The organism is Flavobacterium sp. 270 (assembly GCF_004368785.1).
Classification (GTDB): Bacteria; Bacteroidota; Bacteroidia; order Flavobacteriales; family Flavobacteriaceae; genus Flavobacterium.
The window spans coordinates 299,267-323,599 of the sequence record NZ_SODM01000006.1 but is presented as its reverse complement, the minus strand read 5'-3'; the positions used below and the strand labels follow the sequence as shown (position 1 = coordinate 323,599).

The window sequence follows — 24,333 nt, the reverse complement described above, 5'->3', positions numbered from 1 at the left end:
GCTATTGTTAAAAGTTAATTCCTAAATTAAATGAATACATTGGTGTCAACGGATAACGTCCGTAATCAAATCCGATTGGCTGAGAACCAGCGTTTGAACCGCTTCCAACGTAAGAACCTACTTCTGGATCATATCCTGAATATTTAGTAAATGTTGCGATGTTTTGAACCGCAAAACCAAGTCTGAATCCTGTTACACCAGGAATTCCTCTAAGTGTTTCTTTACTGAAATCATAGTTTAATGAGACGTTTTTAATTCTTAAATAAGAACCATCTTCAACCCATTTACTCGTATGTCTATCGTAGTTTCCGTTTCGTGTGTTCGAAATTCTTGCTACGTCTGTATCTGGATTTATGATGTACGGATTTCCATTTGCATCTTCACCAATTCGTGCGTAATCTAAGGCGTGAACTAATAAGTTGTTACCAACGCTTACGTTTACCGGATTTGAGTTCACACGTTTTGTGTAATTGTAAATATCATTTCCGTAAGAACCCGTTAATAAAATTCCTAAAGTGAATTGTTTGTAAGTGAAAGTATTAGTCATACCTCCAAATAATTTTGGATATGGATTTCCGATAAAAGTCTGATCTTTTTCGTCAATTTTTCCATCATTATTGATATCCTTATATTTCACATCTCCAACCCAAACACCACCTTGATCTTTGTTTACCGGAAGTTTATTTCCTTGGTTATCAACCGGCAAAGCGCTGTTATTGATTTCGTCAAGCGATTTGAATAATCCTTCTTCAACATAACCATAAAATTGCCACGGCGTTTGACCTACAACAGAACGCTGTGTCCATTCCTGAAAATAACGAGAGTAACGATCTAAAATAGCCGACTGTGTATAGAATTTTTCAATTTTTGTATCAAAATGCGAAACGTTTACATTTGTTGTCCAAGAGAAATCTGCTGTTTTAATATTTACTGTATTTACAGCAATACTCCAACCTTTGTTTTTTAAAGCTCCAACGTTTACAGTAGGAGGCGTCATTCCTCCTTCTCCATCAACACCATAATAAAGTGGCAAAGGAAGATCCATAATTAAGTTGTCGGTTTTTTTTACGTAAACATCTCCTTCAATTGTAATTCTGTTATTAAATAATCCTAAATTGAAACCGATATTGTTGGTTGTTGTTTCTTCCCATTTTAAATCTGAATTGGCATATTTACTTGGCAAGAAACCAGTTCCCCATTGTGTTGGTGCTCCGTCAAGTCTTCCATAAATAACTCCTCCTGGTCCGTTGCTTCCTGTGGTTCCAGATTCAAAACGTAATTTTAATTCGCTGATTTGTTTTACTTTAAAGAAAGGCTCTTCAGAAATTCTCCATGCCGCAGAAGCAGATGGGAAATAACCCCACTTATTGTCCGGACCAAAGTTAGAAGATCCATCGGCTCTTAAAGTGGCATTAATAAAATATCTGTTTCTATAATTATATCCTGCACTACCTAAGAAAGATTCTAAAGCCCAGTCGTTTTTACCTCCCGTAGCGATTGATGTAGATTGATCTCCAACATTTAAATCCGGAATTGCCACAGGGAAATTTTCTCTATAACCTGTCAATTGTTTCCAAGCTCCGCTTTGTGCTTCGTGTCCGAAAATTGCGGTTACGGTATGATCTCCAAAAGCTTTATCATAGTTTAAGAATTGGTCAAATTTCCAATATGTATTTCTGTTTTCAACATTTGTAAGCTGTGTATTGATTCTTTCGTTAACGCCAAATTTATATTTTGGAAGAAAATAAACACCGCTTCCGTATTCGATATTGGTATTAAAAGAAGTTTTAAAAGACAATCCATCGATAATGTCAATTTTCAAATTCAATCCTCCTAAAAACTGTCTGGTCAAAACTTCATTTGTATTTAAGTTTGCCATCGCAATCGGGTTTGGAGAACTGTATCTTTCCGGAGAAGCCGGATCTGTACTTCCTCCTCCATAAGTTCCGTCAAAGTTTTTTACGGGGATATTTGGACTTAATTTCGTCGCATTCAAAACAACTGATTCAGACGTCGCTGCTGCCACATTATCCGTTTGGTTGATATTAAAGTTTGCTCCAAGAGTTAGCCAATCATTGGCTTTGTTGTCCAAATTCATACGAACAGAATAACGGTCAAAGTTTGAACCTTGAGAAATACCTTGTTGATTAAAATATTCTCCTGATAAATAATACGTTGTAGTATCGCTACCACCGCTCAAACGCAATTGATGTTTTGTCATTGGTGCTAAACGGTAAAGCTCTTCCTGCCAGTCTGTTCCTTGTCCTAAAATAGAAGGATCCAAAAATTCTGCCGGAATTACACCTCCTGCCTGTTGTTGGTATTCTCCCATCAACTGTGCATATTGTCTTAAATTCATCACATTGATTTTCTTTGGCGGTGCCTGCAAAGAATACGTATAATCGTATGCAATTTTAATTTTTCCTGCCTTACCTCTTTTAGTAGTAATTACAATTACCCCATTTGTACCTCTGGAACCGTAAAGCGCTGTTGCAGAAGGACCTTGTAAAATATTCATCGTTTCAATATCTGCCGGATTCAAACCTGATAGCGGACTATTTGAACTCAATAATCCGCTTCCTATTTCCTGCACTGTAATCTGAACACCGTCAATTACATACAAAGGCTGATTTGTCCCGTTTAATGAATTTACCCCGCGAATATTAACTGACAAACCTCCTCCTGGTTCACCTGAATTCTGCGTTACATAAACACCCGCAGCTCTACCCTGAATAGCCTGTTCAACGGTTGTATTTACCGTTTCATTAATTGCTTTCGCAGTAATAGTAGCCTGTGCACTGGTTAAATCCGTCTTTTTGACTTTGGTATAACCTGTAACTACAATTTCCTGAAGCGATTCTGATTCAGACGAAAGCGCAACATTCAATACTTTTAAATCTCCGGTATTTATTTTTTTTGTTTTGTATCCAATAAAAGAAAATAAAAGATTGGTCGATTTTCCCGCATTAATCGTATAAGATCCGTTATAATCCGTCATTGCGGTCTGCCCACCACCTTCGGTTTTAATGTTTACACCCGGAAGCGGATCTCCGGAATGCTCGTCGGTAACCTTACCCGTAATCTGCTGCTGTGCAAGAGCTACCGGTATAAATAGAAGCCAAAAGAGGCTGGTCATTAAGATTTTTTTCATAAGGTTTAGTTATTTAATTAGTCATGTTTTTTTTAATTGTAGTTGTAGTTTTTTTGAAGTTAAATCTTAGAAAGTTCCTCAAGGTTGTCCCGTACCTGGTCAAAGTTTTGGACAACACTTTCTAAATATCTTCAGTTGTAACTACAAAAACTTCAAATTCATTTCTAGCATTTTGGTTAAGTTTTCTTTAGTTCATGATTATTTTTTGTTTTTTTTTGATTTAGATTTTAATTTGAATTCATTTAAAAAAGGGCAAAAAGAGTCCTGTTCGCTTGATTACAAGCAAATCACATTTCGATTTTTTTAATAAATAATTTTAGATTCCGGTTAACTTTCAGCTTCGATAATTAAAACGGCAGGCAGTGTTTTAATTCGGAGAAGAAACAATATGAGTTAACTATTTTAAGACCGTAAATAAATTTTTATTTTTGATGACAATTACCAAACCGTTACAGCTTCTGTAGTTGCTTCCGGAAAACGAACGGTAGCTGCTCCTGATTTTACTTCAACATAATACAGAAAACTATTTTGGTTGTAATCCTTTTTATTAATAGCTAATTGATAAACATTTCGATCAACATTTTTCAATTCTTTTTCTTCAAATTTATCGGAGTTCAATGCTTTGTAAAACACTTTAACTGAGATTACTTTGTCCGGCGATAATATTCTTATTTTAGAAACTAATGATTCTCCTTGTTTTACGATTGTTTGTCGCGTTGGCATTAGAATTCTCAATTTTCCTGCGTATTGATCTGATAAAATTAAATCAGGAATATGGATCAGAATCTTTTTCAGAACGTCGTCATATTGATGAATCTGGTTTAGACTTCCTAAATTATGCTGCTCCAAATTAGCGATGGTGCCCATTTCTCCATTTGTAGAAACGGTCTGCATTAAACTGTTACCCATTTTTGTCCATGCTGCAGCCAATTCATTTCTTTTTGTTAATAATTTTTCTGCCAGTTTTTGTTTTTCACTTTGATCTTTAGCCTTTTCCAATTGTGTTTTCAATTGCTCCATTTCTCCTAATAAACACCCGGATAAACCTTGGTATTTAGCATAATAAAAAGTGTTCAGCCAATAATTGTATCTGCTTAAATTATCTTTTCCTGAAACGATTTTTTTATTGTTTTCGAATGTTTTAATAAAATCATATTTTTTCTGAAAGGTAGCCCATGCTTCATAATTAGGTCTAATCATTCCGGGGCCTTTTTTGCCCCAGTCTGCAGTTCTTGGAAAATTAGCGTGACGGTCTTTACTGTTCAATTTGAAATTTCCTCCGTCTAGAGAAGAAAACAATCTTCCCATTTCAGCTGAAGCTTTTTTACCAAACTGCAATGCTGACCATTTTTTGTATAATTCATTAGAATCTAAATGTCTGACACTATCTCCTACAGCTTTATAAGTATTAGCTTCCCAACCAGACTGCGCCAACGCCATAAAAGCAGGTGAAAGATTTCTGGTTCTCCAGTGAATTCCCATCATTCCGGTGCAGCCATAACGGTAAGCATCAGACGCATCTTTAAGAACTCTTCCTGCCCAGAATTGTGGCGTTACCATTGCAGGATCATCTTCAATCCATGAAATTTGCCATTTCGGACGGTCTTTTACATTTTTGAAAGCCGACTCAACCGGTGTAAATCCAACTTCTCTGTTGATTACTGAAAAAGGCATTTCTTTTGGGAATAAATTATCAAACTCAGCTCTGTCTCTTGCTGGCCCTAAAACCCAGCCGCTTGTCGCTAATTTAAAAGGTGCCTTTACATTTTGTTTCGCCTGAATTGCACTTTGAACATCCTGAATTGTTCTTTCAACTGCTGCATCATTTTGTCCGTCCCAAGTCCAGGTTTCCGGTGTCCAAAACCAATAATAATCTAACGGATGTGATGCCATAATTCTAGAAAAAATTCCTTCGTACAACATTACTTTTGCTTCTTTAGAATTAACATCAATTCCTTTTGCGATCATTTTTTGCTGTACATCAAACGGAATTGTCAAAGGCGTTTCTGTACCCAGACAGGTTTTTACACCAAGATCTTTTGCAAGCGTAAAAGTGTTTCCTAGCAGTGATCCAACGGCATTAAATATTTTTACATTTTCCTGTTCTGTATGCGGCCATCCTGAAAGGTTTTGCATGTAAGAAGCGCCATAATTATCTGTTTCGAATAATTGAGCTGCTCCAAAATGATAATTAGACGTCATTTTTGGATAATAGGCCCAAGTGCTGTCTTTCGTATTAGAATGCAATACCGGATAAGCCGATTTTACCGAACCGTCTTTATTAACTTGATCTTTAGTGCCGATCCAAACCATTGGCTCTGCACGTTCCCAACCCCCGAAAGGTCTTTTTTCAGGATAGGTATGAAAACCAATAAAGTTCATTCCCATTTTTGGCAATTGCGAAATGATGGCTTTATAATCTTCCTCGTTCCACCAATCTGGACCTTCCGGAAAATCATGAAATGGCTGAATCCCTCTTAATTCAAAAACTGGTTTGTGCTTTTCATTAAATCCTGAAAGTGCCAGATTTTCTATCTTTTCCTCCGGAATAATATCGCCGTCGATCATAAAACCAATTCCTAATGATTCTATAAATTTATAAGCTCCGTACAAAATACCTTCAGATGTGGCTCCAACAATAAATAGCTGTTCTTCGTTTTTAGATTTTAGATAATAGGCATCGCCTTCTATCGCACTTATTGATCTTTTATCTTTGAAATTATTGTACGTACTCAAAACAATTGACTTCCCTGAAATTTCATCTTCATTACTGTAAACTTCCAATTCAGGCAATTTATCAGTCGTAAGAAAAATATATTTCTGAAGTTCTTTTGCTGCCAGAATTTCTTTTGGCGATGCATGCTTTGGATAATAAATGGTAACCTCGTCAGAAGATTTACAGCTAACCAGAAGCATTACAATTGCAAACAAGCAAAGTAATTTTATCACACTATTTTTAAATTCAATTATAAAAACCATTTTATTACTCATATTTAAATTTAATCGGCATATCTCTTTTTTAAAAACTGCATCATTTTGTGGTTAATGTCCCACTGACTTGCCACAGGCTGATTCGTATAGGGTAAAACGGGCATATACGGCACAGGACCAAACTCTGTTGTAATACTCATTTTAGAACCATTATCTTTTTTTCTTTTGATGACTGCGTCCCACCAAAAAAGATGTTTTTCTAAAGCCTCGTTCCATTCGGGTGCAAAAGGATCAGAAACCTGAACCGCTTCTGTATGTCCAATTCTTGCATGTATATGTTCTGTTCTCAATATCGCGAGATCCATGGCCTGTTGTTGGTCTTCGAGATATGATTCTGCTACATTTACCCAGTGCGAAGCGTCTAATGTTATTTTCAATTCCGGGTTTTCCTTCAAATAAACCGCTGTTATGTGCGCTGCAAACGAAAATTTATTTCTGTGGGTTTCATGATAAATTGAAATTCCTGTTTTTAATTCGTTTTGTTTAGCGGCTTCAATAATTTTCTCATTTTGTTCTTTGCTAAAAAAATCTTTTCCGGTCTGCGAATTAATACAATAAAAATCTAATCCTGAAACTTTTTCCAACCATTTCTGATAATTTTCTAAATGTTCTTCAAAATTGGCATTTTGTGTGTCAAAATGCTGTCCGATCATGATTAAATTATATTCTTTGGCCGTTTGCAAAATTTCTTTTATTTTATTTCTGGTAACTTCTTTATTAATTGCCCATTCAACACCATCAAAACCAGCATTTTTTACTTTTATAAAGAAATCCTCCCATTTTAAATCCTCATTTCCCCAGCGCGGGCAAAAAAAATTAATATTCATACATTGTTTTATAGAGTTGATTTTATTTTTAAAACTTCCGGCCTTAAAAAAGGTTTATTCAAATCAACAATCATTTTATACGAATACGGATCAGTTCCTGCGACCATAACAATATCTCGTAAATCATCAGATGCAGGCAGCCTGCCATCCTGATCCCACGGAAGCATTGATTCGGCACTCATATAATGATTTACCAAAGCGGTTCTAAAATTACTTTCAGTTTTATTTCTAAGTGAACTGTGTAACGTATATCCGTTAAAGAAAACAACAGAACCTTTTTTTACTTCTACCGGAATAATCTGATCTTCAGAATATTTTGAAACATCAACCGTGTCAACGTCGGCAAAATTTTCATTGGTATTTTTTATTCTTGGCATGATATAACCTTCTTTGTGCGATCCGGGAATAATCCAAAGACAGCCATTTTCTATAGTTGCATCGTCAATGGCAATCCATGCACCAACTAAAGATTTATCTCTAGTTGGAATATAAAATTCATCCTGATGCCATGATTGTCCCGCTTTTCCAGGTGCTTTTACAAACAACATAGATTGCATGCATTTTACATTCTCACTAACTAAATTCTGAAGAACGTCTACAATTTTATTATGTTTCAAATATGAAAATATAACTTCTGAAATTTTATGCGGAAAATGAATTGCTACATATTTTTTTAAGATATCATCATCATTTTCAGTTTCTGATGGTTCGATTAAACCTTTGATAAAACCACGATTTCCTTTAAAGATTTCTTTGCTTTCATTTTTGAGTGTTTCCACTTCAAGATCAGTAAGCAGATTTGATACTATGAGGTAACCGTTTTTGTCATAAAACTCACGTTGCTCTTTTATATTTAGATTAGATTCTGTCATTTTTGGGTTATTGGTTTTATTAATAAATCATTAACATTGCAAATAAAAAGAGATTTTCACGAACAAACTGCTCCAGAATTGTTTAGTTTATAAACTATTTTAATATTTTTGATTATCTTCGTAAATAATTGTAATAAAATTTCTATGTTATGAAACCACATGTACAAAAATTACCATTATCGCAAAATAATTCGTTTGTTGCCAGAACGTACTGCACACCCAACTTTGAGGTAACCTGGCATCAGCATATTGAAAATGAACTGATTTTGTTTACGCAAGGCGAAGGTTTGGGCTTTATCGGTAATGATGTAAGTGAGTTTAAAACGGGCGATGTTTATTTCATTGGACCTAATGTTCCGCACACTTTCCAAAAAAGAGATAAAAACATGATAACCAGCGCAATAGTTATTCAATTTAAAGAAGACTTTTGGGGAACTGATTTTTTAAACTTACCTGAAAACCTGGAGATAAAACAACTTATTGCTACTTCTCAATTAGGTTTGAAGATTAACGAAAAGCATAAATTAAAGCTCGGAAAGTTAATTACAAAGATGCAAGATGCTTCTTCACACAAACGTATTTTATTACTCTATAAATGCCTGGCAATCCTAACAAAGAAAAATTGTTATACTAAATTAACCGAACAGCAGATTGCCTTTCATAATATTAAAGAAAAAATCAGGATTGAAAAGGTCTTTAATTATAGCATTCAGAACTTTCAGAATGAGATTAAGATCAAAGACATTGCTGACCTCGCTGGAATGACAGAACCTGCATTTTGCAACTATTTTAAGAAAAGTACCAAAAAATCGTATGTGAATTTTTTAAATGAAATTAGAATCGGTCACGTTTGTAATCTTCTTTTGGAAACGAATCTTGCCGTGTCTGATATTTGCTACGACAGCGGTTTTCAAACGATTGCCAATTTCAATAAACACTTTTTAAAACTTAAAAAAATGACCCCTTCAAAGTATAGAATTCTACACAAAAAGGAGTCTTATTTTGAAATTCCGGATATTACTTAATTCCGGATTATTGTTTCATCTCTTTTTATTCCATAAATTTTCCATTTCTTCTAGAGTTTTTCCTTTGGTTTCTGAAATAAATTTCCATACAAAAAACAACGCCAGTATTCCCATAAAACCGTAAATCCAATAGGCAAAGCCATGGTTGAATTGTTGAACTAAATAACTGCTTTTATCCATTACAGGAAAAGACCACGAAACCAGATAATTTGAAATCCATTGCATGGCAACTGCCGCAGCCATTGCTTTTCCTCGGATTTTATTTGGAAATATCTCTGAAAGTAAAACCCAGGTTACGGGTCCCCAGCTCATAGCAAAACCGGCTACATAAACCAACATGCATAATAAAGCAACAATTCCCACAGAATGACAAAAGAATGACAAACCAAGTGCAAACATTGCTATAGCCATTGCCAATGCTCCAATAATCATTAATGGTTTTCGACCTACTTTGTCAACAGTTTGAATGGCTACAACGGTGAATAATAAATTTACCGCACCGATTATAATAGTCTGCAATAAAGCGCTATCGGTTCCAGATCCCATTGTTTTGAATATTTCAGGTGCATAATATAAAACAACATTTATGCCCACAAACTGCTGAAAAAAAGAAAGCAGTAAACCAAAAATAATAACCGCTGAACCATAAGAAAGTAGTTTTCCAGAATGATCAACGAGCGTATTTTTGATTTCTCCTAAGATTCTATTAGCTTCTTCAGGATTGTTTATTTTCTGTAAAACGGCAAGAGCTTCCTCAGGTTTTGACTGTAACATTAAAGATCGTGGCGTATCCGGAACAAAGAATAATAATCCTAAGAAAAGAAGTGCCGGAATAATTTCAGAAGCAAACATAAATCTCCAGCCCATAGTATCTAACCAATTGCTGTCGCCTTGTTTTGCAATAAAATAATTGACAAAATAAACGACAAGCATTCCGAAGATAATCGCAAACTGATTCATTGAAACCAATTTACCTCTGCTTGATGCAGGTGCAATTTCTGCAATATACAAAGGCGAAAGCATAGAAGCCAATCCAACGCCAATTCCGCCAATGATTCTGTAGAACATAAAAAAGTTTATAAAAGTATGATCTCCAGTCCCTACTGTTTTAATGAATAACTCTGGTGCAGCTGAACCAATTGAAGAAATTAAAAAAAAAATTGCCGCAAGTACTAGTCCTTTTTTTCTACCTAACTTTTTACTTATAAATCCGCTGAAAAGTCCTCCAATTATGCAGCCGATTAAAGCACTAGAAACCACAAATCCTAAACGTGAACTTGCCGCAGTTTCATTTAAACCAAATGGAAGTACGAAAAATTTTTCTAATGATCCGACTGCACCCGAAATAACAGCGGTGTGATAGCCAAAAAGAAACCCACCAAAAGTGGCAATAATTGTTAATTTTAATAAATACCTGTAATTTTCAGTTTTATCCATTTTTTAATTATAAAATTTTTGAATCTTTAATTTTTTAGCGCAATGTATAATTATTTAATACATTTTAAGTTATTCTTTGAATTCTTTTTTTCTACATTTTTCCAGATTACTCTTTTGTACTAAAATGATTACCGGAAGTATACATCCCTAAATATGTTCCAACAAATCCTCCAGCGAGTTTGGTGCTTAAAATTGTAGCGTCACTATTTTTTAGGAGAAGTATCCAAGAATCATTTTCATTTTCTTTAAAATAAAAATTGAATAAACCTGCATTTCCTTCAATCCTATATAAAACCGAATCTGAGTTTTCTTGCAAGTCTGTTTCAGCTACTATTTCCCGTTTTTCATTATTTAGTATTTTAGAAACCCGTTCTACAAAAACTTTTTGTTTTCCTGAATCATTCAGACGGTTTCCTAAAAGAAAATAACTTTTTTCATTTTGAAAAGCTAACAATCCACTAGTCTGAGATTGATTTTGAAGTTTAAAATCAACTTTAGTAGAAACATCAAAATTCAAATGTTGCTGCCTTCTTCCAATAAAAGAAAAATTAGTTTCGGTTTGAATGGTTTCTTTTCGTGCTTTAATTAATAATTTTCCTTTTTCCAGCGAGTACCATTTTTCAGAAGGTGTCCGAATAAAATTCCATTTGAAATCTAATTTATCTGAATTGAAATCATCCTGCCAGATAAAATTTCCATTCATTGGCGAAATATTTTCTTTTGATGAACAAAGATTTGGCTTTTTAAATTGAAACGGAATTGGTTCTTTACCTCCCACAATTTCCGGCCAACCATCTTTCCATTTTACGGGAAGCATAAAAGTTTCTCTTCCGGTATTGTAAAGATCGTCACCGTAAGGCCTGCAACCTAAAAATACCGACCACCAATCACCATTCGATAACTCAACAAAATCGGCATGACCTGTTGTAGTTACAGGATTTGCTCTTGTTTTATCTAAATGTTTCTGAGTCAGGATTGGATTATTTGGAAAACTACTATAAGGCCCAAAAATGTGTTCGCTTCTAAAAACAACCTCGGAGTGATTGTATTCTGTTCCGCCTTGCGCACAAATCATATAGTAAAATCCGTCTTTTTTAATAATATGTGGACCTTCAATCCAAACCGGTTCTTGTGACATGTCTGTTCCGCCGTTAACAACCAATTTTGATTCGCCAACAGTTTTAGATTTTTCAAGATCAAATTCCATCATGTAAATGGCTCTATGACCTTCATGAACTGAAATATTATTGGGCGGTGGACCATTGTGAGTGATGTAAACTTTACCATCGTCATCAAAATAAATGTCCGGATCAATTCCTTCAATTTCAGGGAGCCAAATCGGATTTGACCATGGCCCAGCCGGATTTTTTGCTGTTACCAAAAAATTCCCACCGGCATCAACATTCGTACAGACTACATAAAAAAATCTTTTGTTGTATCTAATTGTTGGTGCATAAAGTCCTTTTGAAACGGCAAGTTTAAGATCCAATTGTTCTGGGCGGTCAATCACGTGACCAATCTGTTTCCAATTGACCATATCTGTGCTTTCAAAGATTGGCAATCCGGGAAAATAGGAGAAAGAAGAATTTACCAAATAAAATTTATCATGGACCCTGCAAATACCTGGATCGGGATAAAATCCTGCCAAAATCGGATTTAAATACTTTTCTTTATCCGCGGAAAGTGTTTTATAAATAGCATCATTGCCTTCGTAACGAAACCAATCAAAAGCAGCAATATTTTCTTTTTTATTATGCTTACTATTTTCTGAAATTTTGATACAGGAACTTAGTAATAACATCGAAAAGCAAGCCATTATTTTCTGTAATAAAGAATATGTTTTTTGCATTCTAAAACTTTTTGATATTTTAAAATCAAACATATCGATTCGTATTTAAATAGATTGGTACTTTCTTGCCAGAATTGAATACTATACATTCACTTTCCCTTATTGTCAAGATATTAATCCGTTTATAGAAATCTTGAAAAAGTAAAATACAAGCATTAATAAAGCCGTTCTAACTTTTGAACCCGATTAAAAATATTAAAATGCATTATATGAGGTGCTGGATTTACAGTTCGAATCCCTCTTTTTCCGTTCCAATCATATGAAAATATTGTATTAAAAAAAATTAAATATCTATATTAATAAGGAAGGTGTTTGAGTATAGAACAACTTCCGATAAGTTTACAAGTTATATTTTTCGTTTTAGAATAAAAAATATGAAATAAAATCTAAAAAAAATAAAATGACCTTTTCGATTTAAACGAAATGTTTATTAAATAAGTAGACACTTCAACTTCATATAAATAAGAGACTTAGAGATTTTTACTAAGCTTATCAATAAACTTTAATATAGAGATCAAGTGTTCGATTGTAATCCCTTCAATTCCACTATGTTCTTTTAATAACAAATTGGGGTTTCAAACACTAATTAATTGCTCGTATTAAAGCGAATAAAATGAGGATCTACGATGTATATATTAATAGGAATCTTCAATAACCTTTCTAAATCTTGCGTAAAAAAGTTCGACATTAGTTCGGGCGGGGCTACTAAGTAAAAGCTTCAGAGAAATCTGGAGCTTTTTTTTTGTTTATGAATAATCCTGATTCAATTTAAAATTGTAATAAAAGCATCTTAATAATTTATATAATAAATACTAAGTCGGAACCCCGTAGCACAAAAAAGCTATTTCATACTATAATCAAATAATTTACAAAAGAAACATTTCACAATAACGGTTAAAAAATTCTGCTCAATTAAAATAAGTATATTTCTTACAATAAATTACATTTCAATTGAATTAAAATATAAATTGTAGTATAATATTCCTATATTCGTTTACACAAAAAACATTTATAGTAATACATTATTACAAATCCTAAGGCCTATTTCATCTCAGCAATTTTAATAGAATCAACTACCTAAGAAGATTAAATTATGAAGAAAAAATTATTTTTAAAAACTTGTTTCACAAATGCAGCAGTATTAATTCTAGTAATATTTTTATCAAACTGTCAAGATAGAGATGACGCCTTACAAGAAATTGATTATACAGCTCCAGCAATTTATAAGCAGAAAGTAGACGATTATTGGAATGAATTAAAACTAGGTCTCCGCCCAGAACAATTATCTAAAATTGAAGAACTATCTACTGAAATTGACATCAATAGTTTAAAAATATATAATTTAAGAACGACCGAAAAATTATTAATTGCAAATGTTAATTATTTACAGGGATTAGATGGAGTTATTAAAATTATTTTTTATGTAAACGAAAATAAAATAGTGCGTTCAAATATTGTAACATTAAAAGCTAATGACGCCAATAGTAATTATGACAAAGTTATTGTATCTATACTAAATGCAGATAACAAAGATTTTAGTTATTCTGGGGAAATTACCTTTATGAGCCTCTCAAAAATAAAACTACTATACAGTAAATATAATCAAGGCAGAATAACCGACAATATAACACTAAGTCCTGCTCGCAATGGTTCAAAAACTAATAAAACACAAGGCAGCTGTACCGAGTATTGGTGGATAACCAGATCCGGAGGAGAAATTATCAGCAGAGTTCTTTTGTTTGTAATCTGCGACTGCAGTGGAGGAGGCGGAGGAGGCGGAGGCGGTGTTGGTGCAGAAGATTCTAAAATGAGTAATTGTGAGGGCGGTACAAACATATTTTTGGGCGGGTCAGGTGCATCATCTACTACTTCATACAAACCTACTCTTCCTTTAAGTCCTGTCGATAATCAAACCTATAGATTTACTGATCCTGCCGGAGTCTGCACAGAATACATCTTCAAAGCTGCCTCAAATTCATGGCAGATTTCTCAGGTAATACTTCCTAATATTATAATTGCTAATAATAGGGATAATTATGGTATTTTAGAATTTCAATGGCCTGCTAATAATCAAAAAGTTTACGACCCGTTTACCCATATATTTTACAGGTATGATCAAGGATCAGATTCTTGGATTGGATTACCAGCAACGGATCTGTTAATTGCTAAAGCGATTGAAGATAATATTAGCGATTCTCAACTTGATCCTTGTCCAAAAGTAATTTTAAATAAATTAAAGAATGCTACAAATTGTGATATTGCTAATATATTTACGAAATTTAGCGCTAGTAATGTATATAATGTTACAATTATATCTGGAAATGCAGGAAATAAGCCGGCTTATACTACAAAAAATAGTAAAAATAACTATACTACAATTCTAAATAATCAAGCTTATACTTCTTCTACCCAACTTTATAAAGCTGCCAATTTACTGCATGAGATAACACATGCTTATTTTCTGACGTTAGTTGATGATTATTCTGGTTCGCAAAATCCTGTGGTTTTCAACGATTTTTCAGTGAGTTTTCAGAAATTTGTAGATACAAAATATCCTGGAAGCAAGCAAGATACTCAACATGAAGAAATGGCTAATACATATATTGAAGCTATCGGTGGAGCTCTACAAGAATTTCAAACAGGAGTTCCTTTATCAAATGGACAAAAACCAGATCAAATATACACAGATCTGGCATGGGGAGGATTGATAGATGCCCCTATATTTGAAAAAGAATTCCCACAGGGAACTAATGAAAGGTTAAGAATTGAAAATAGACTTGCTTCTGAACAAACTGGTAATATAATAGGTGCTGGTACATCACAGCAACAAATCCCTTTAGGCAAACCTTGTAATTAATCAATTATGAAAAAAACATTATACATATTTATAATATCACAATTTCTTTTAAGTTGTTCTATAAATAAGGATCGAAACGCCCCTATCAATGATTATATCTCCAGTTTGAATTTGAAAAATTCAGACAAGGTTATGATTATTGAGGAAAAAATTAATAATAATGTAACCATTGACATCTTTAAGGGGAATATTTACTTTGAGCCGTATACAAATAAATATGAGAGAAATGAAGGAGTTAATGAGCCTTTGTATGACAAAAGGGACTGGGAGAAAATGAAAAGTAAATATGAAAATAAATATATAAAGGACCATTGGATAAAAGGAGATTATTGGACTTTAAAAGATTTTAAGCATCAAAATATTATTTTTATAAAACAAGAAAAGTTTCCACATCCTGGAAAATATGAAAAATTTGATTTTCAAGAAAATTACAAAGTTTTTTCATTCTCAGATTTAATATATTATAAACATAATAAGTATGCTGTATTTACCATTAAATCAACTACAACTGATTATAAAGACATTGACACAACTTCAATATTAATTTTGGAAAAAATTAAAGGAAAATGGACTGTTATTTCAAAAGTTGGAGATGGGATTTATAGATAAAAAAAAAGTATTATACTTATTTATTATATCACAATTTCTTTGCAGCTGCGTTTTAGGCAAGAAAGAAAATTTGTCAGCAACATCAAAACATGGGTATACAAACATTAGCACAAATAAAATAGATAATTTGAAGACAATTGAAGATGTAATCAAATTTACTAAATCTATAAACCCAGATTTTGCACAAAAGAATTTTGGAGAAATACAGATAAAAACTACAGATCTAATTATTACGGAATTAAATAATTGCGATTTATATAAAATTTGGAACATTCAGAATTGGCAAAAAATTGACCTCAATAATGATGGTAAAACCGATCTGCTATTTACAGCTTATTGGTACAGCACCTATCATCAATATGCTGTAGTAGAATCAGGATCAAATCAATATGAATTATTTAACTTATCAAACAACTTAGAATTTGTCTGTAAAATTGTAAAGCCTATAGTTGTAGATAATAAAAATGAATTGCTAGTTAATATTTACAAAACAGATATTGAAACTGTATCCAAACAACAAATGACACATTTTATAGATACCTTAACCTATAAATTTAATTCTTTCATAGAAAGAAACAATAAAGTCGTTAATTATGATATACAATATATAAAATTCACTTATGATAACAATTTTGAAATTGAGATAGATAACAACCAAAATGCACATTATACTTGTTTAAATGTCTTGAATGTCTCAAATTTAAAAGGCAACTATTATAAAGGAGAATCAAGAAAAAAAATTGACAAGGCTATCTTTAAAGAAATAAGTAAATTACTTGAATATATTAACGTTTTAGATTTGCCAAACGAGTATACATTAGAGAGTTATGATTTTTCGACAGTTTGGCTTGAAATTAAATTTAAAAATGGAAATATAAAAAAAATTAAAGATTATGGCGATCAAGGAACTTATGGGCTAAATGCTACATATAATAAGATGAAAAAAATCGCATTGCAAACCGATTGGAAATAGTGATCATAGAAATGAAGCTTTTGCAGATGAAAACATATACAAAAGAGAAAACCATGTAATTAATTCTTGAGATGAAAAATTACATATACTGTTTATTTAGTTTGTTATTTATTTCTTGTGCTTCTCAAAGTGAAGAAAATCAGGTGATAAACGATTTTATAAAACAACAATATACTTTAGATCCATATATTAGAGTTGTTTTAGATAAGGCAAATTCTCGAATGCAGCCTTTAGAATATTATGAAAAAGCATATCAGGATAGAAATATTCATTTAGGAGACATGAAAAGAATTACTCCAAACGGATATCCTCCATACAATTGGCCAATAGATACTGCACAATCAAAAATCTTAAAAGAAAAATACAAAAATGATACAATTACTTATTATTGGAAAAAAAAGGATTTTTACAGACCTAAATTTAAAATAATTAGTATGCAAGAATTAAATTCTACTAGCAACGCTATAAACAAGAAGTTTTACAATAGTACAGGTCTATCATTTTCTAAACCAGTAATAACAACCGATTATAAATATGCTCTAATATATTATTCAGTTTTTATTGTTGGCGGACACACGGGAGGAAAAGATGAAACCATTTTAATGGAGAATATAAACGGAAAATGGAAAACAATTAAAACCTATTCAGATCCCAATGTTATTAATTGAGCTACAAAATTACTTGCGTAGTAATCTCTAAACCTTGCAGTTAACTAGAATATGAAAAAAGTATTATACATATTTATTACATCACAATTTCTTTTAAGTTGCTCTGTAAATAAGGATATAAACGCTCCTATCAATGATTATATCTCTAGTTTGAATCTGAAAGATTCAGATAAGATTATGATTATTGAGGAAAAAATAAATAACAATGTGACTATTGACATCTTTAAAGGAAAAACCTTTTATTATACCGGAATTAACAAATATATAAAAGTAGAAGGTGTTAATGAGCCTTTATATGATGAGATAAACTGGGCGAAAATGAAACATAAATATGAAAATAAATCTGTGAGGGACTATTGGATAAAAGGAAATTATTGGACTTTAAAAGATTTTAAGCATCAAAATATTATTTTTATAAAACAGGAAAAGTTTCCAAATCCTGGAAAATATGAAAAATTTGATTTTCAAGAAAATTACAAGGTTTTTTCATTCTCAGATTTAATATATTATAAACATAAAAAATATGCTGTATTTACCATAAAATCAACAACGACAGATTATAAAGACATTGACACCACTTCTATATTAATTTTGGAAAAAATTAAAGGCAAATGGACTGTTATTTCAAAGGTAGGGGATGGTATCTATAGATAATAAAAAATTATTAGTAAATTAGAAAGAGTTAAACCTTCTATTTATAGGCATCACCCGATAATTAAATTATATTTATTTTTTTTAAATCATATATAAAATGGTTCGAGAATTGTCCCGTTAGGGCTACTAAGACAAAAAGCTTCAGAGAAATCTGGAGCTTTTTGTTTATATTTACTTTTTCAATTCTTTTTACGGTGACATAATAATTATACTCGATCGGTATTTTAGAATAAAAGCAAAAGATATATTAATAAATAAATAGATGGCTCGATTTGAACTGGAAAATTATAGAAATGTTTTACTATTTGATAATTTAATATTACTTACTAATACTTTCTATCAATCCGCTGAAGACTTCAAATATCGTCAAACAAATTCAAAAAATGATGCACTGTATAAAATGAATGATATTTTAGAACTTGAATTTCATTCAATAGGAAGCATCTTAATTTTAAAGTTGGAAAAAAAAACTCTAAAATTGGAATTTTATTCTAATCAAAGAATGAATGATTTTTTGAAATTGATCTTAAATGATGATCTCAAATTAAAAAATTCAGAAAATCTAGACTTTAAAAAATCTCTTTTACCCGTAATTATTCCCATTCTTATTTTTTTCTTAATAATCTTTATCACAGCAGAAAAGTTTGAATTAAATGACATTTTTAAATATTCAATATTAGTAATAGGATTTATAATTGCTATTATTAAAATAGTGAAAGAACAATTAAAAAGTAATGTCACAAAATATCACAGACAACTATAAAAATTGAAACAAATCGGTTAGATATTTGAATACTTCCCTATACTTACACAAAGCTTCAGAGAAATCTTGAACTTGTTATTCTCATAAAGTATTCTTTTTTAGCAACTTATTATAACTTAAAAAAAATAACTAAAAAAAACAATAAAATCCTTTTGCACATTCCAAAATTAGTTGCAATTTTGCACCGCATTAGAAAACAGGCCCGTTCGTCTATCGGTTAGGACGCATGGTTTTCATCCATGTAAGAGCGGTTCGATTCCGCTACGGGCTACAAAGAAAAAGCTTCAGAGAAATCTGAAGCTTTTTTCGTTTCTATCTTTTTGCTTTATAAAGATGTGTGCCTAAAGTCGGAGATATTAGCACAATTTTTTAATTAGAATATTTCGGAGAACGGTAATAAATCTTTTTAGTTAATCATTTCTTAATCCCTAAAAAAAATCATTTGTATTACTATAAATTCGTCTTGTTAATTCGTATGAAATAAGCTATGTTTCAAATAACGAATTGCCATAATATTTCAAAGCAAATCTTAAAAACAACTTTAATATTAAAAAATTGATTTATACAACACTTTTAAATATTGCAGTTTTTCAAGGAATCGTTTTAGGCTTAGTTATTTTAAAGTCTTCTTTATTCAATAGTAATGCAAATAAATATCTCGCATACTTACTATTTACACTTTCAATTATTTTACTGAATCATGTTTTTGAGGTTGAAGGATCTTTTACTCCCTATCCTTTTCTTCGCTTTATTGACCATATAGAATGGATATTTTTATTACCTCCTTTCTTATTCCTGTTTATCATAAACCGGATTGATGATACTGTAAAAAGCAAACAAAAATCTTTTTTATGTTTTATTCCATTTGCCTATTCTGCTGTACTTAATATTACATACGATCTTGATCGTATTGCAGGAATTTATACCATTCCTGAATCCGGCATTGGTTTAATCAAAATACTTGGTTTTATTCAATTTATTTTAGCTGTTACATTTATCCCGTTTCTACTGCTTTACTCTTATTTTATGATAAGACATTTAAAAGATTCGCAGGAAAAAAAATGGATAATTACCTTATTGACAATTGTTTCTTCATTGATATTTGCTTTTCTTATCATCTATATCGCCAGCTTATTTATTTCGTTTGATCTTTCTTCAACTATGAGTATTCTCGCTTTAGCTGCAACATTTATAATTCATTGGACAGCTTATATAGGCATTTACAAATACAAACTTGCCAAAGACAAAGAGGGCATTTTCAATTTTCTAAATAAAGATTTAGCAATTTCGTATGCCGATCTGCAAATTGTAGAAAATAGCAGAACAGAAGAATACAAAGAATCTATCACGGCAGATAATCTTTATTTTCAAAAACTGGAAATGCTTTGCAAAGAACAGCACATATATACTGATAGTACATTAAACAGAGAAAAAGCTGCCGAAAAACTAGGTATAAGTGCCGGATATCTTTCACAAATTATAAATACAATAACAGGAGACAACTTTGCCAATTACATCACACAATATCGAGTTGAAGCGGTCAAGGGAATGATCTCAAATTCTGAATTCGAAAACTATAATTTGCTGGCTATGGGATTAGAATCTGGCTTTACTTCTAAAACTACTTTTTTTAAAGCCTTCAAAAAAGTTACTGGCAAAACACCAAATGAATACAAAAACAACAGTAAATAAGTCCCATTTTGTACATTTTTAAGCTTTTGAAACCTCTGCTAATTTTGCTTTTATGAATTTTGGCTTCAAATAATTCAAATCAATTTTTATGAAAAAAATTTTAGTACTAGCTGTAATTACAGTTTTAGGGTTTGCAAATGTCAATGCCCAAGAAATTAAATTTGGTGTTAAAGGAGGTTTAAACTTTTCAACTGTCAGCGGTGACAATACCGAAAATATTGATTATGTAACATCATATAATATTGGTGTTGTATCAGAAATCCCATTATCCGAAAAATTTTCTTTCCAACCCGAAATACTATATTCTCGTCAGGGATATAGTTTCAATAATGATGTAGTTGCATTAAATTATCTGAACGTTCCTTTAATAGGGAAATATTATATAACAAAAGGATTTAGTGTTGAAGCCGGACCGCAGATAGGTTTTTTACTTTCTGCTAAAAATGAAAAAGTTAATGTAAAGGATTCATTTAATACTTTTGATTTCGGTGTTAATTTTGGTTTAGGATATAAACTTGAAAACGGACTTAATTTTGGAGCAAGATATAATCTGGGTTTAACTGACATTAATAACATAGAGGGTTCTTCTAGTAAAAATAAAAACGGCGTATTTCAAATATCTGTTGGTTATTTCTTTTTCTAAAATTTAATATTTTCAACAATGGACTAAGTGCCAGATATCGATTTTTATAAATTATTAAGCTTCAGAGAAATCTGAAGCTTTTTTGTTTTAATTGATTTTAGGTGATTGTATTTAATCGATTGTTTACAACCGATTTTTCTTTATTTTTATTCTACAAAAAAATCAAGCTCATCAAAAAATGAATACAGCTTTCTCCAATTTCCCAACTTTACAAACCGAAAGATTACTTCTAAGAAGCGTATCCGAACAAGATGCAGCACCAATTCATAAACTGCAATCTGATCCAGTTGTAAATGCATTTGTGGGCAGAGAGAACTCTTCTACTTTAGAAAGTGCAAAAGCCTATATCCTGCGAATGGAAACTTTGGTTCAGAAAAACGAATGCATGTATTGGGTAATTGCTTCAAAAAATGATAGCTCGTTTATTGGCTGCGTTTGTCTTTGGAATTACGATCAGGAAAATGAAATTGTAGAAATTGGCTATGAAATGCTTTCGGAATTACAAGGCAAAGGTTTTATGACAGAAGCGTTAAACGCAGTAATTGCTTTTACTTTTGATACAATGAAGGCTAAACTTATAACTGCTTTTCCGTCAGCTGATAATCTTAGTTCGGTTGCGATATTAAAAAAACTGCATTTTGTTTTTGAAAATGAAGCTTACAATAATAAACATCAAAATATAAAGAACTTAACTACTTATACTTTAAGACCAAAAGATTTTTAATATACAATTCATCATCAGAAAACTAACTATAGAATCTTAAAAAAGCCATTATGGAAAATCAACAAGAAGTAATCAAAAAAGCTTATACTGCCTTCAACGACAGAAATATTGACAACGCATTATCAACCATGCAGGAAGATGTGCAATGGTCTAAAGCCTGGGAAGGCGGCTACATTAGTGGCCACAACGAAATTAAATCATATTGGACAAGACAATGGACGGAAATAAATCCTAAAGTAGAACCAGTTGGTTTTGACGAAAGAGAAAACGGAAGTTTAGAAGTCAAAGTGCATCAAAATGTAAAGGACTTACAAGGCGGTTTAATGTTTGACGGATTGGTAAAACACATTTACACTTTTGAAAACGGACTAATCAAAACTATGGATATTGAATTAGTTGAAAACTAATATCATTTATCAATTAAAATACAAAAGGCACCTTAACAGTGCCTTTTTGCTTATATCTTTTTTATTTACTTTTCTTTAAAGCTTCTAGTAATTCTGCCAAATCAATAACGGCATAAGTAGACGAATAATCAGAAACTGCATACGGTAATATTAAGCTGTTATTGTGAATAATAGAACCACAAGAATATACTACATTGGGTACATAACCTTCGCGCTCGTCTTCTAAAGGCGAAAGTAAAGGTTCTGAAAGCCTTCCGATTTCTTTTCTCGGATCATCAAGATCAAATAAAGAAGCACCAATACAATAACGTCTCATTGTACCAACTCCGTGCGTAATTACAAGCCAGCCTTCTGGAGTCCAAACTGGCGAACCGCAATTTCCTATCTGTGTAATTTCCCATGTAAAACGTGGTTTTTGCAGCAGAACAGGATTATCCCATTGTGTGGCTCTGTCAGAATACATTATGTAATTGTTTACCCCATCTATTCGGGCAAGCATGGCGTATTTACCTTTTATTTTTCTAGGAAATAATGCCAGGTTTTTATTTTGCGCTCCAGCACCATGCAAAGGCATAACTCTAAAGCTGTAAAAATCTTCGGTAGAAATAAGTTTAGGTAATATGGTGTGTCCGTTATAAGCCGTATAAGTTGCCATAACACGCACAGAATCATCATCATCTACAAAACGTACAAAACGGGCATCTTCTATTCCTCGGCTTTCAGAATCCGATATCGGGAAAATAACACGTTCGGTAATGTCTGAATCCTGTTTAAATTGCAAATCGTAAAACGAGTTGGCCAGCCAGAGTATTTCCTGCATTGCCATTCTTCTTTCGTCACGAATTAAAGGATCTCTTAAAGTCGTATTCAGAATATTTTTTAGCACAGCAAATTCAAATTCATCCGGCAGATCCTGCATAATCTGAACAATATATTTGTCTGAGGTATGCATTTCCGACAATTTAGTCAAAAATCGTTCTTTGTTGAACAACGTTTTGTGTTCGATTTCTGCTTTATCAATCTGATTACCAATTTTCATGATATGCAGATTATTGTCTTTATCCAGAATTCCTCTTCTAAAAACAATAGATGAAATGTGTCCCTCGCCCGTTGCACGAAACGAAATTACAACTCGCTTCTCCCCTGCTTCCAGACCCGTTTGATCAAAATCTTCTATAATTGAAGGATTAAAAATAGCCGCAGATTCAATCGCGTATTCCATTGTACAATAAGAACCTATCAGCATTTTTCGGTCAGAAGACATCGCATCATAATCGATCTGCATTCCTTCGATTATGGGTCTTATTTTTTCACAATGTCTAAAAAATACTGCCGAAATATTTCTATGACGTCTCGCAAACTCACGAAGCGTCTGCTCCAAAGTTTGAGCTACTTGTTTATCATCCAGCATCATTATCCGAATTACCATTTGCTGGGTCCTTTCGTTGCCGTTCATAAAATATCGGGCAACAACTCTTCTTGAATCTGGTGTAAATTTTATATCTTTTCGGATTACTGATACTCGCATAAATTTGTTTTTTTAAATTAAAATAAAAATAAGTGAACTGGTTTTGAAACAAATTATCATCTCTATTTTACAACAAGTTACTAATTTTGTTAACTAAAAAACATAATTTTTTATTAAAAATTCTTTTTGAAGTTTTATTTCAGAAGAAGAATAGTACGATTTAATAAAACCCTAAACCTCAGAATTGGTTTCTATAATGGTTTTCACACTTTCGATAAAAGTTTCGGTATCTTTAATTTCTTGTTTTATTGATACATGATGATCAGATAATTTAAACTGATCCAACATATCTTTTTTTAGGTATTTAATCATCGATTCAATACTTCGCGTGTCACTTTCATGTCTCTTTTTTAATTCACGCTGTTTGCTTTCCAGGTATTTCAAAGTCTCTTTTAATCTTTGAACGTTTAATTTTTCCAATCTTCTTTTCGGCTTAAAAATTTAATAAAAAAACGACAATCAGGAATGGGATAAGATTCTTTTTTTTTCCAAAAACCACTTAATTTTTTGAATTTATCCCGCTCCAGATTGCCGTCTTTTTACACTTACGTGCAAACCGATATTTTGGTTTGCGAATAATTCTTAAATTTTAAAAAAATCGGTTTCATTTTAAAAACAAACAAAAAAGTACAGCGATAAACTGTACTTTTTTAATTCTTTTAT

At 32.1% G+C, this 24,333-nt stretch carries 19 protein-coding genes and 1 tRNA gene; 12 read left to right on the top strand and 8 right to left on the bottom strand.

Annotation, left to right across the window (positions count from 1 at the left end; translation table 11 throughout):
• Positions 1-7 precede the first annotated feature (7 nt).
• The 4 genes from EV144_RS20895 to EV144_RS20880 all read right to left on the bottom strand — a co-directional run bounded on the left by EV144_RS20895 (position 8) and on the right by EV144_RS20880 (position 7,841).
• Positions 8-3,151, bottom strand: a complete 3,144-nt coding sequence (locus tag EV144_RS20895) for a SusC/RagA family TonB-linked outer membrane protein (RefSeq protein WP_134151092.1) — start codon at positions 3,149-3,151, stop codon at positions 8-10.
• A 438-nt stretch (positions 3,152-3,589) separates the two neighbouring features.
• Positions 3,590-6,142 (bottom strand): alpha-glucuronidase family glycosyl hydrolase, encoded by a 2,553-nt coding sequence (locus EV144_RS20890; RefSeq protein WP_134151091.1) that lies wholly within the window; start codon positions 6,140-6,142, stop codon positions 3,590-3,592.
• Between the two features lie 8 nt (positions 6,143-6,150).
• Positions 6,151-6,969 (bottom strand): sugar phosphate isomerase/epimerase family protein, encoded by an 819-nt coding sequence (locus tag EV144_RS20885; protein ID WP_074662345.1) that lies wholly within the window; start codon positions 6,967-6,969, stop codon positions 6,151-6,153.
• Between the two features lie 8 nt (positions 6,970-6,977).
• Positions 6,978-7,841 carry a phytanoyl-CoA dioxygenase family protein gene (locus EV144_RS20880; RefSeq protein ID WP_074662348.1) on the bottom strand — a complete coding sequence of 288 codons (864 nt, stop codon included), beginning with the start codon at positions 7,839-7,841 and terminating at the stop codon, positions 6,978-6,980.
• Between the two features lie 149 nt (positions 7,842-7,990).
• On the opposite strand from EV144_RS20880, the gene EV144_RS20875 reads away from it, so the two are divergent.
• Positions 7,991-8,866 (top strand): AraC family transcriptional regulator, encoded by an 876-nt coding sequence (locus EV144_RS20875; RefSeq protein ID WP_134151090.1) that lies wholly within the window; start codon positions 7,991-7,993, stop codon positions 8,864-8,866.
• Between the two features lie 15 nt (positions 8,867-8,881).
• Here EV144_RS20875 and xylE read toward each other — a convergent pair whose 3' ends face one another.
• Complete coding sequence (gene xylE, locus EV144_RS20870) at positions 8,882-10,303, bottom strand: D-xylose transporter XylE (RefSeq protein ID WP_134151089.1); 1,422 nt, start codon at positions 10,301-10,303, stop codon at positions 8,882-8,884.
• Between the two features lie 106 nt (positions 10,304-10,409).
• Positions 10,410-12,152, bottom strand: coding sequence for a glycoside hydrolase family 43 protein (locus EV144_RS20865; RefSeq protein ID WP_166670612.1), 1,743 nt, complete (start codon positions 12,150-12,152; stop codon positions 10,410-10,412).
• Between the two features lie 1,093 nt (positions 12,153-13,245).
• On the opposite strand from EV144_RS20865, the gene EV144_RS20860 reads away from it, so the two are divergent.
• The 11 genes from EV144_RS20860 (at position 13,246) to EV144_RS20810 (ending at position 22,142) form a co-directional block, all read left to right on the top strand.
• The gene (locus EV144_RS20860) at positions 13,246-15,009 is read left to right on the top strand and encodes a hypothetical protein (RefSeq protein WP_134151087.1); all 1,764 of its coding nucleotides are present in this window, start codon (positions 13,246-13,248) and stop codon (positions 15,007-15,009) included.
• A gap of 6 nt (positions 15,010-15,015) precedes the next feature.
• Positions 15,016-15,618, top strand: a complete 603-nt coding sequence (locus EV144_RS20855) for a hypothetical protein (protein ID WP_134151086.1) — start codon at positions 15,016-15,018, stop codon at positions 15,616-15,618.
• Positions 15,602-16,591, top strand: coding sequence for a hypothetical protein (locus tag EV144_RS20850; RefSeq protein WP_134151085.1), 990 nt, complete (start codon positions 15,602-15,604; stop codon positions 16,589-16,591). Before EV144_RS20855 ends, EV144_RS20850 begins: the two co-directional genes overlap by 17 nt.
• 71 nt (positions 16,592-16,662) lie before the next feature.
• Positions 16,663-17,259 (top strand): hypothetical protein, encoded by a 597-nt coding sequence (locus tag EV144_RS20845; RefSeq protein WP_134151084.1) that lies wholly within the window; start codon positions 16,663-16,665, stop codon positions 17,257-17,259.
• A 51-nt stretch (positions 17,260-17,310) separates the two neighbouring features.
• The gene (locus EV144_RS20840) at positions 17,311-17,913 is read left to right on the top strand and encodes a hypothetical protein (protein WP_134151083.1); all 603 of its coding nucleotides are present in this window, start codon (positions 17,311-17,313) and stop codon (positions 17,911-17,913) included.
• 262 nt (positions 17,914-18,175) lie between these two features.
• Positions 18,176-18,676, top strand: coding sequence for a hypothetical protein (locus tag EV144_RS20835; protein WP_134151082.1), 501 nt, complete (start codon positions 18,176-18,178; stop codon positions 18,674-18,676).
• Positions 18,677-18,875: 199 nt separating this feature from the next.
• Positions 18,876-18,947, top strand: a tRNA-Glu gene (locus EV144_RS20830).
• A 284-nt stretch (positions 18,948-19,231) separates the two neighbouring features.
• The gene (locus tag EV144_RS20825) at positions 19,232-20,368 is read left to right on the top strand and encodes a helix-turn-helix domain-containing protein (RefSeq protein WP_134151081.1); all 1,137 of its coding nucleotides are present in this window, start codon (positions 19,232-19,234) and stop codon (positions 20,366-20,368) included.
• Positions 20,369-20,456: 88 nt separating this feature from the next.
• Complete coding sequence (locus tag EV144_RS20820; protein ID WP_134151080.1) at positions 20,457-21,011, top strand: porin family protein; 555 nt, start codon at positions 20,457-20,459, stop codon at positions 21,009-21,011.
• Between the two features lie 178 nt (positions 21,012-21,189).
• Positions 21,190-21,735, top strand: coding sequence for a GNAT family N-acetyltransferase (locus tag EV144_RS20815; protein ID WP_134151079.1), 546 nt, complete (start codon positions 21,190-21,192; stop codon positions 21,733-21,735).
• A 50-nt stretch (positions 21,736-21,785) separates the two neighbouring features.
• Positions 21,786-22,142, top strand: a complete 357-nt coding sequence (locus EV144_RS20810; RefSeq protein WP_134151078.1) for a nuclear transport factor 2 family protein — start codon at positions 21,786-21,788, stop codon at positions 22,140-22,142.
• A gap of 61 nt (positions 22,143-22,203) precedes the next feature.
• Here the strand turns inward: EV144_RS20810 and EV144_RS20805 are convergent, their stop codons facing one another.
• Together EV144_RS20805 and EV144_RS20800 are read right to left on the bottom strand one after the other, a co-directional pair.
• Positions 22,204-23,670, bottom strand: coding sequence for a glycoside hydrolase family 130 protein (locus EV144_RS20805; protein ID WP_134151077.1), 1,467 nt, complete (start codon positions 23,668-23,670; stop codon positions 22,204-22,206).
• A gap of 171 nt (positions 23,671-23,841) precedes the next feature.
• Positions 23,842-24,090: a hypothetical protein gene (locus EV144_RS20800; RefSeq protein WP_134151076.1), complete on the bottom strand. Its 249-nt coding sequence runs from the start codon at positions 24,088-24,090 to the stop codon at positions 23,842-23,844.
• Positions 24,091-24,333: the final 243 nt, after the last annotated feature.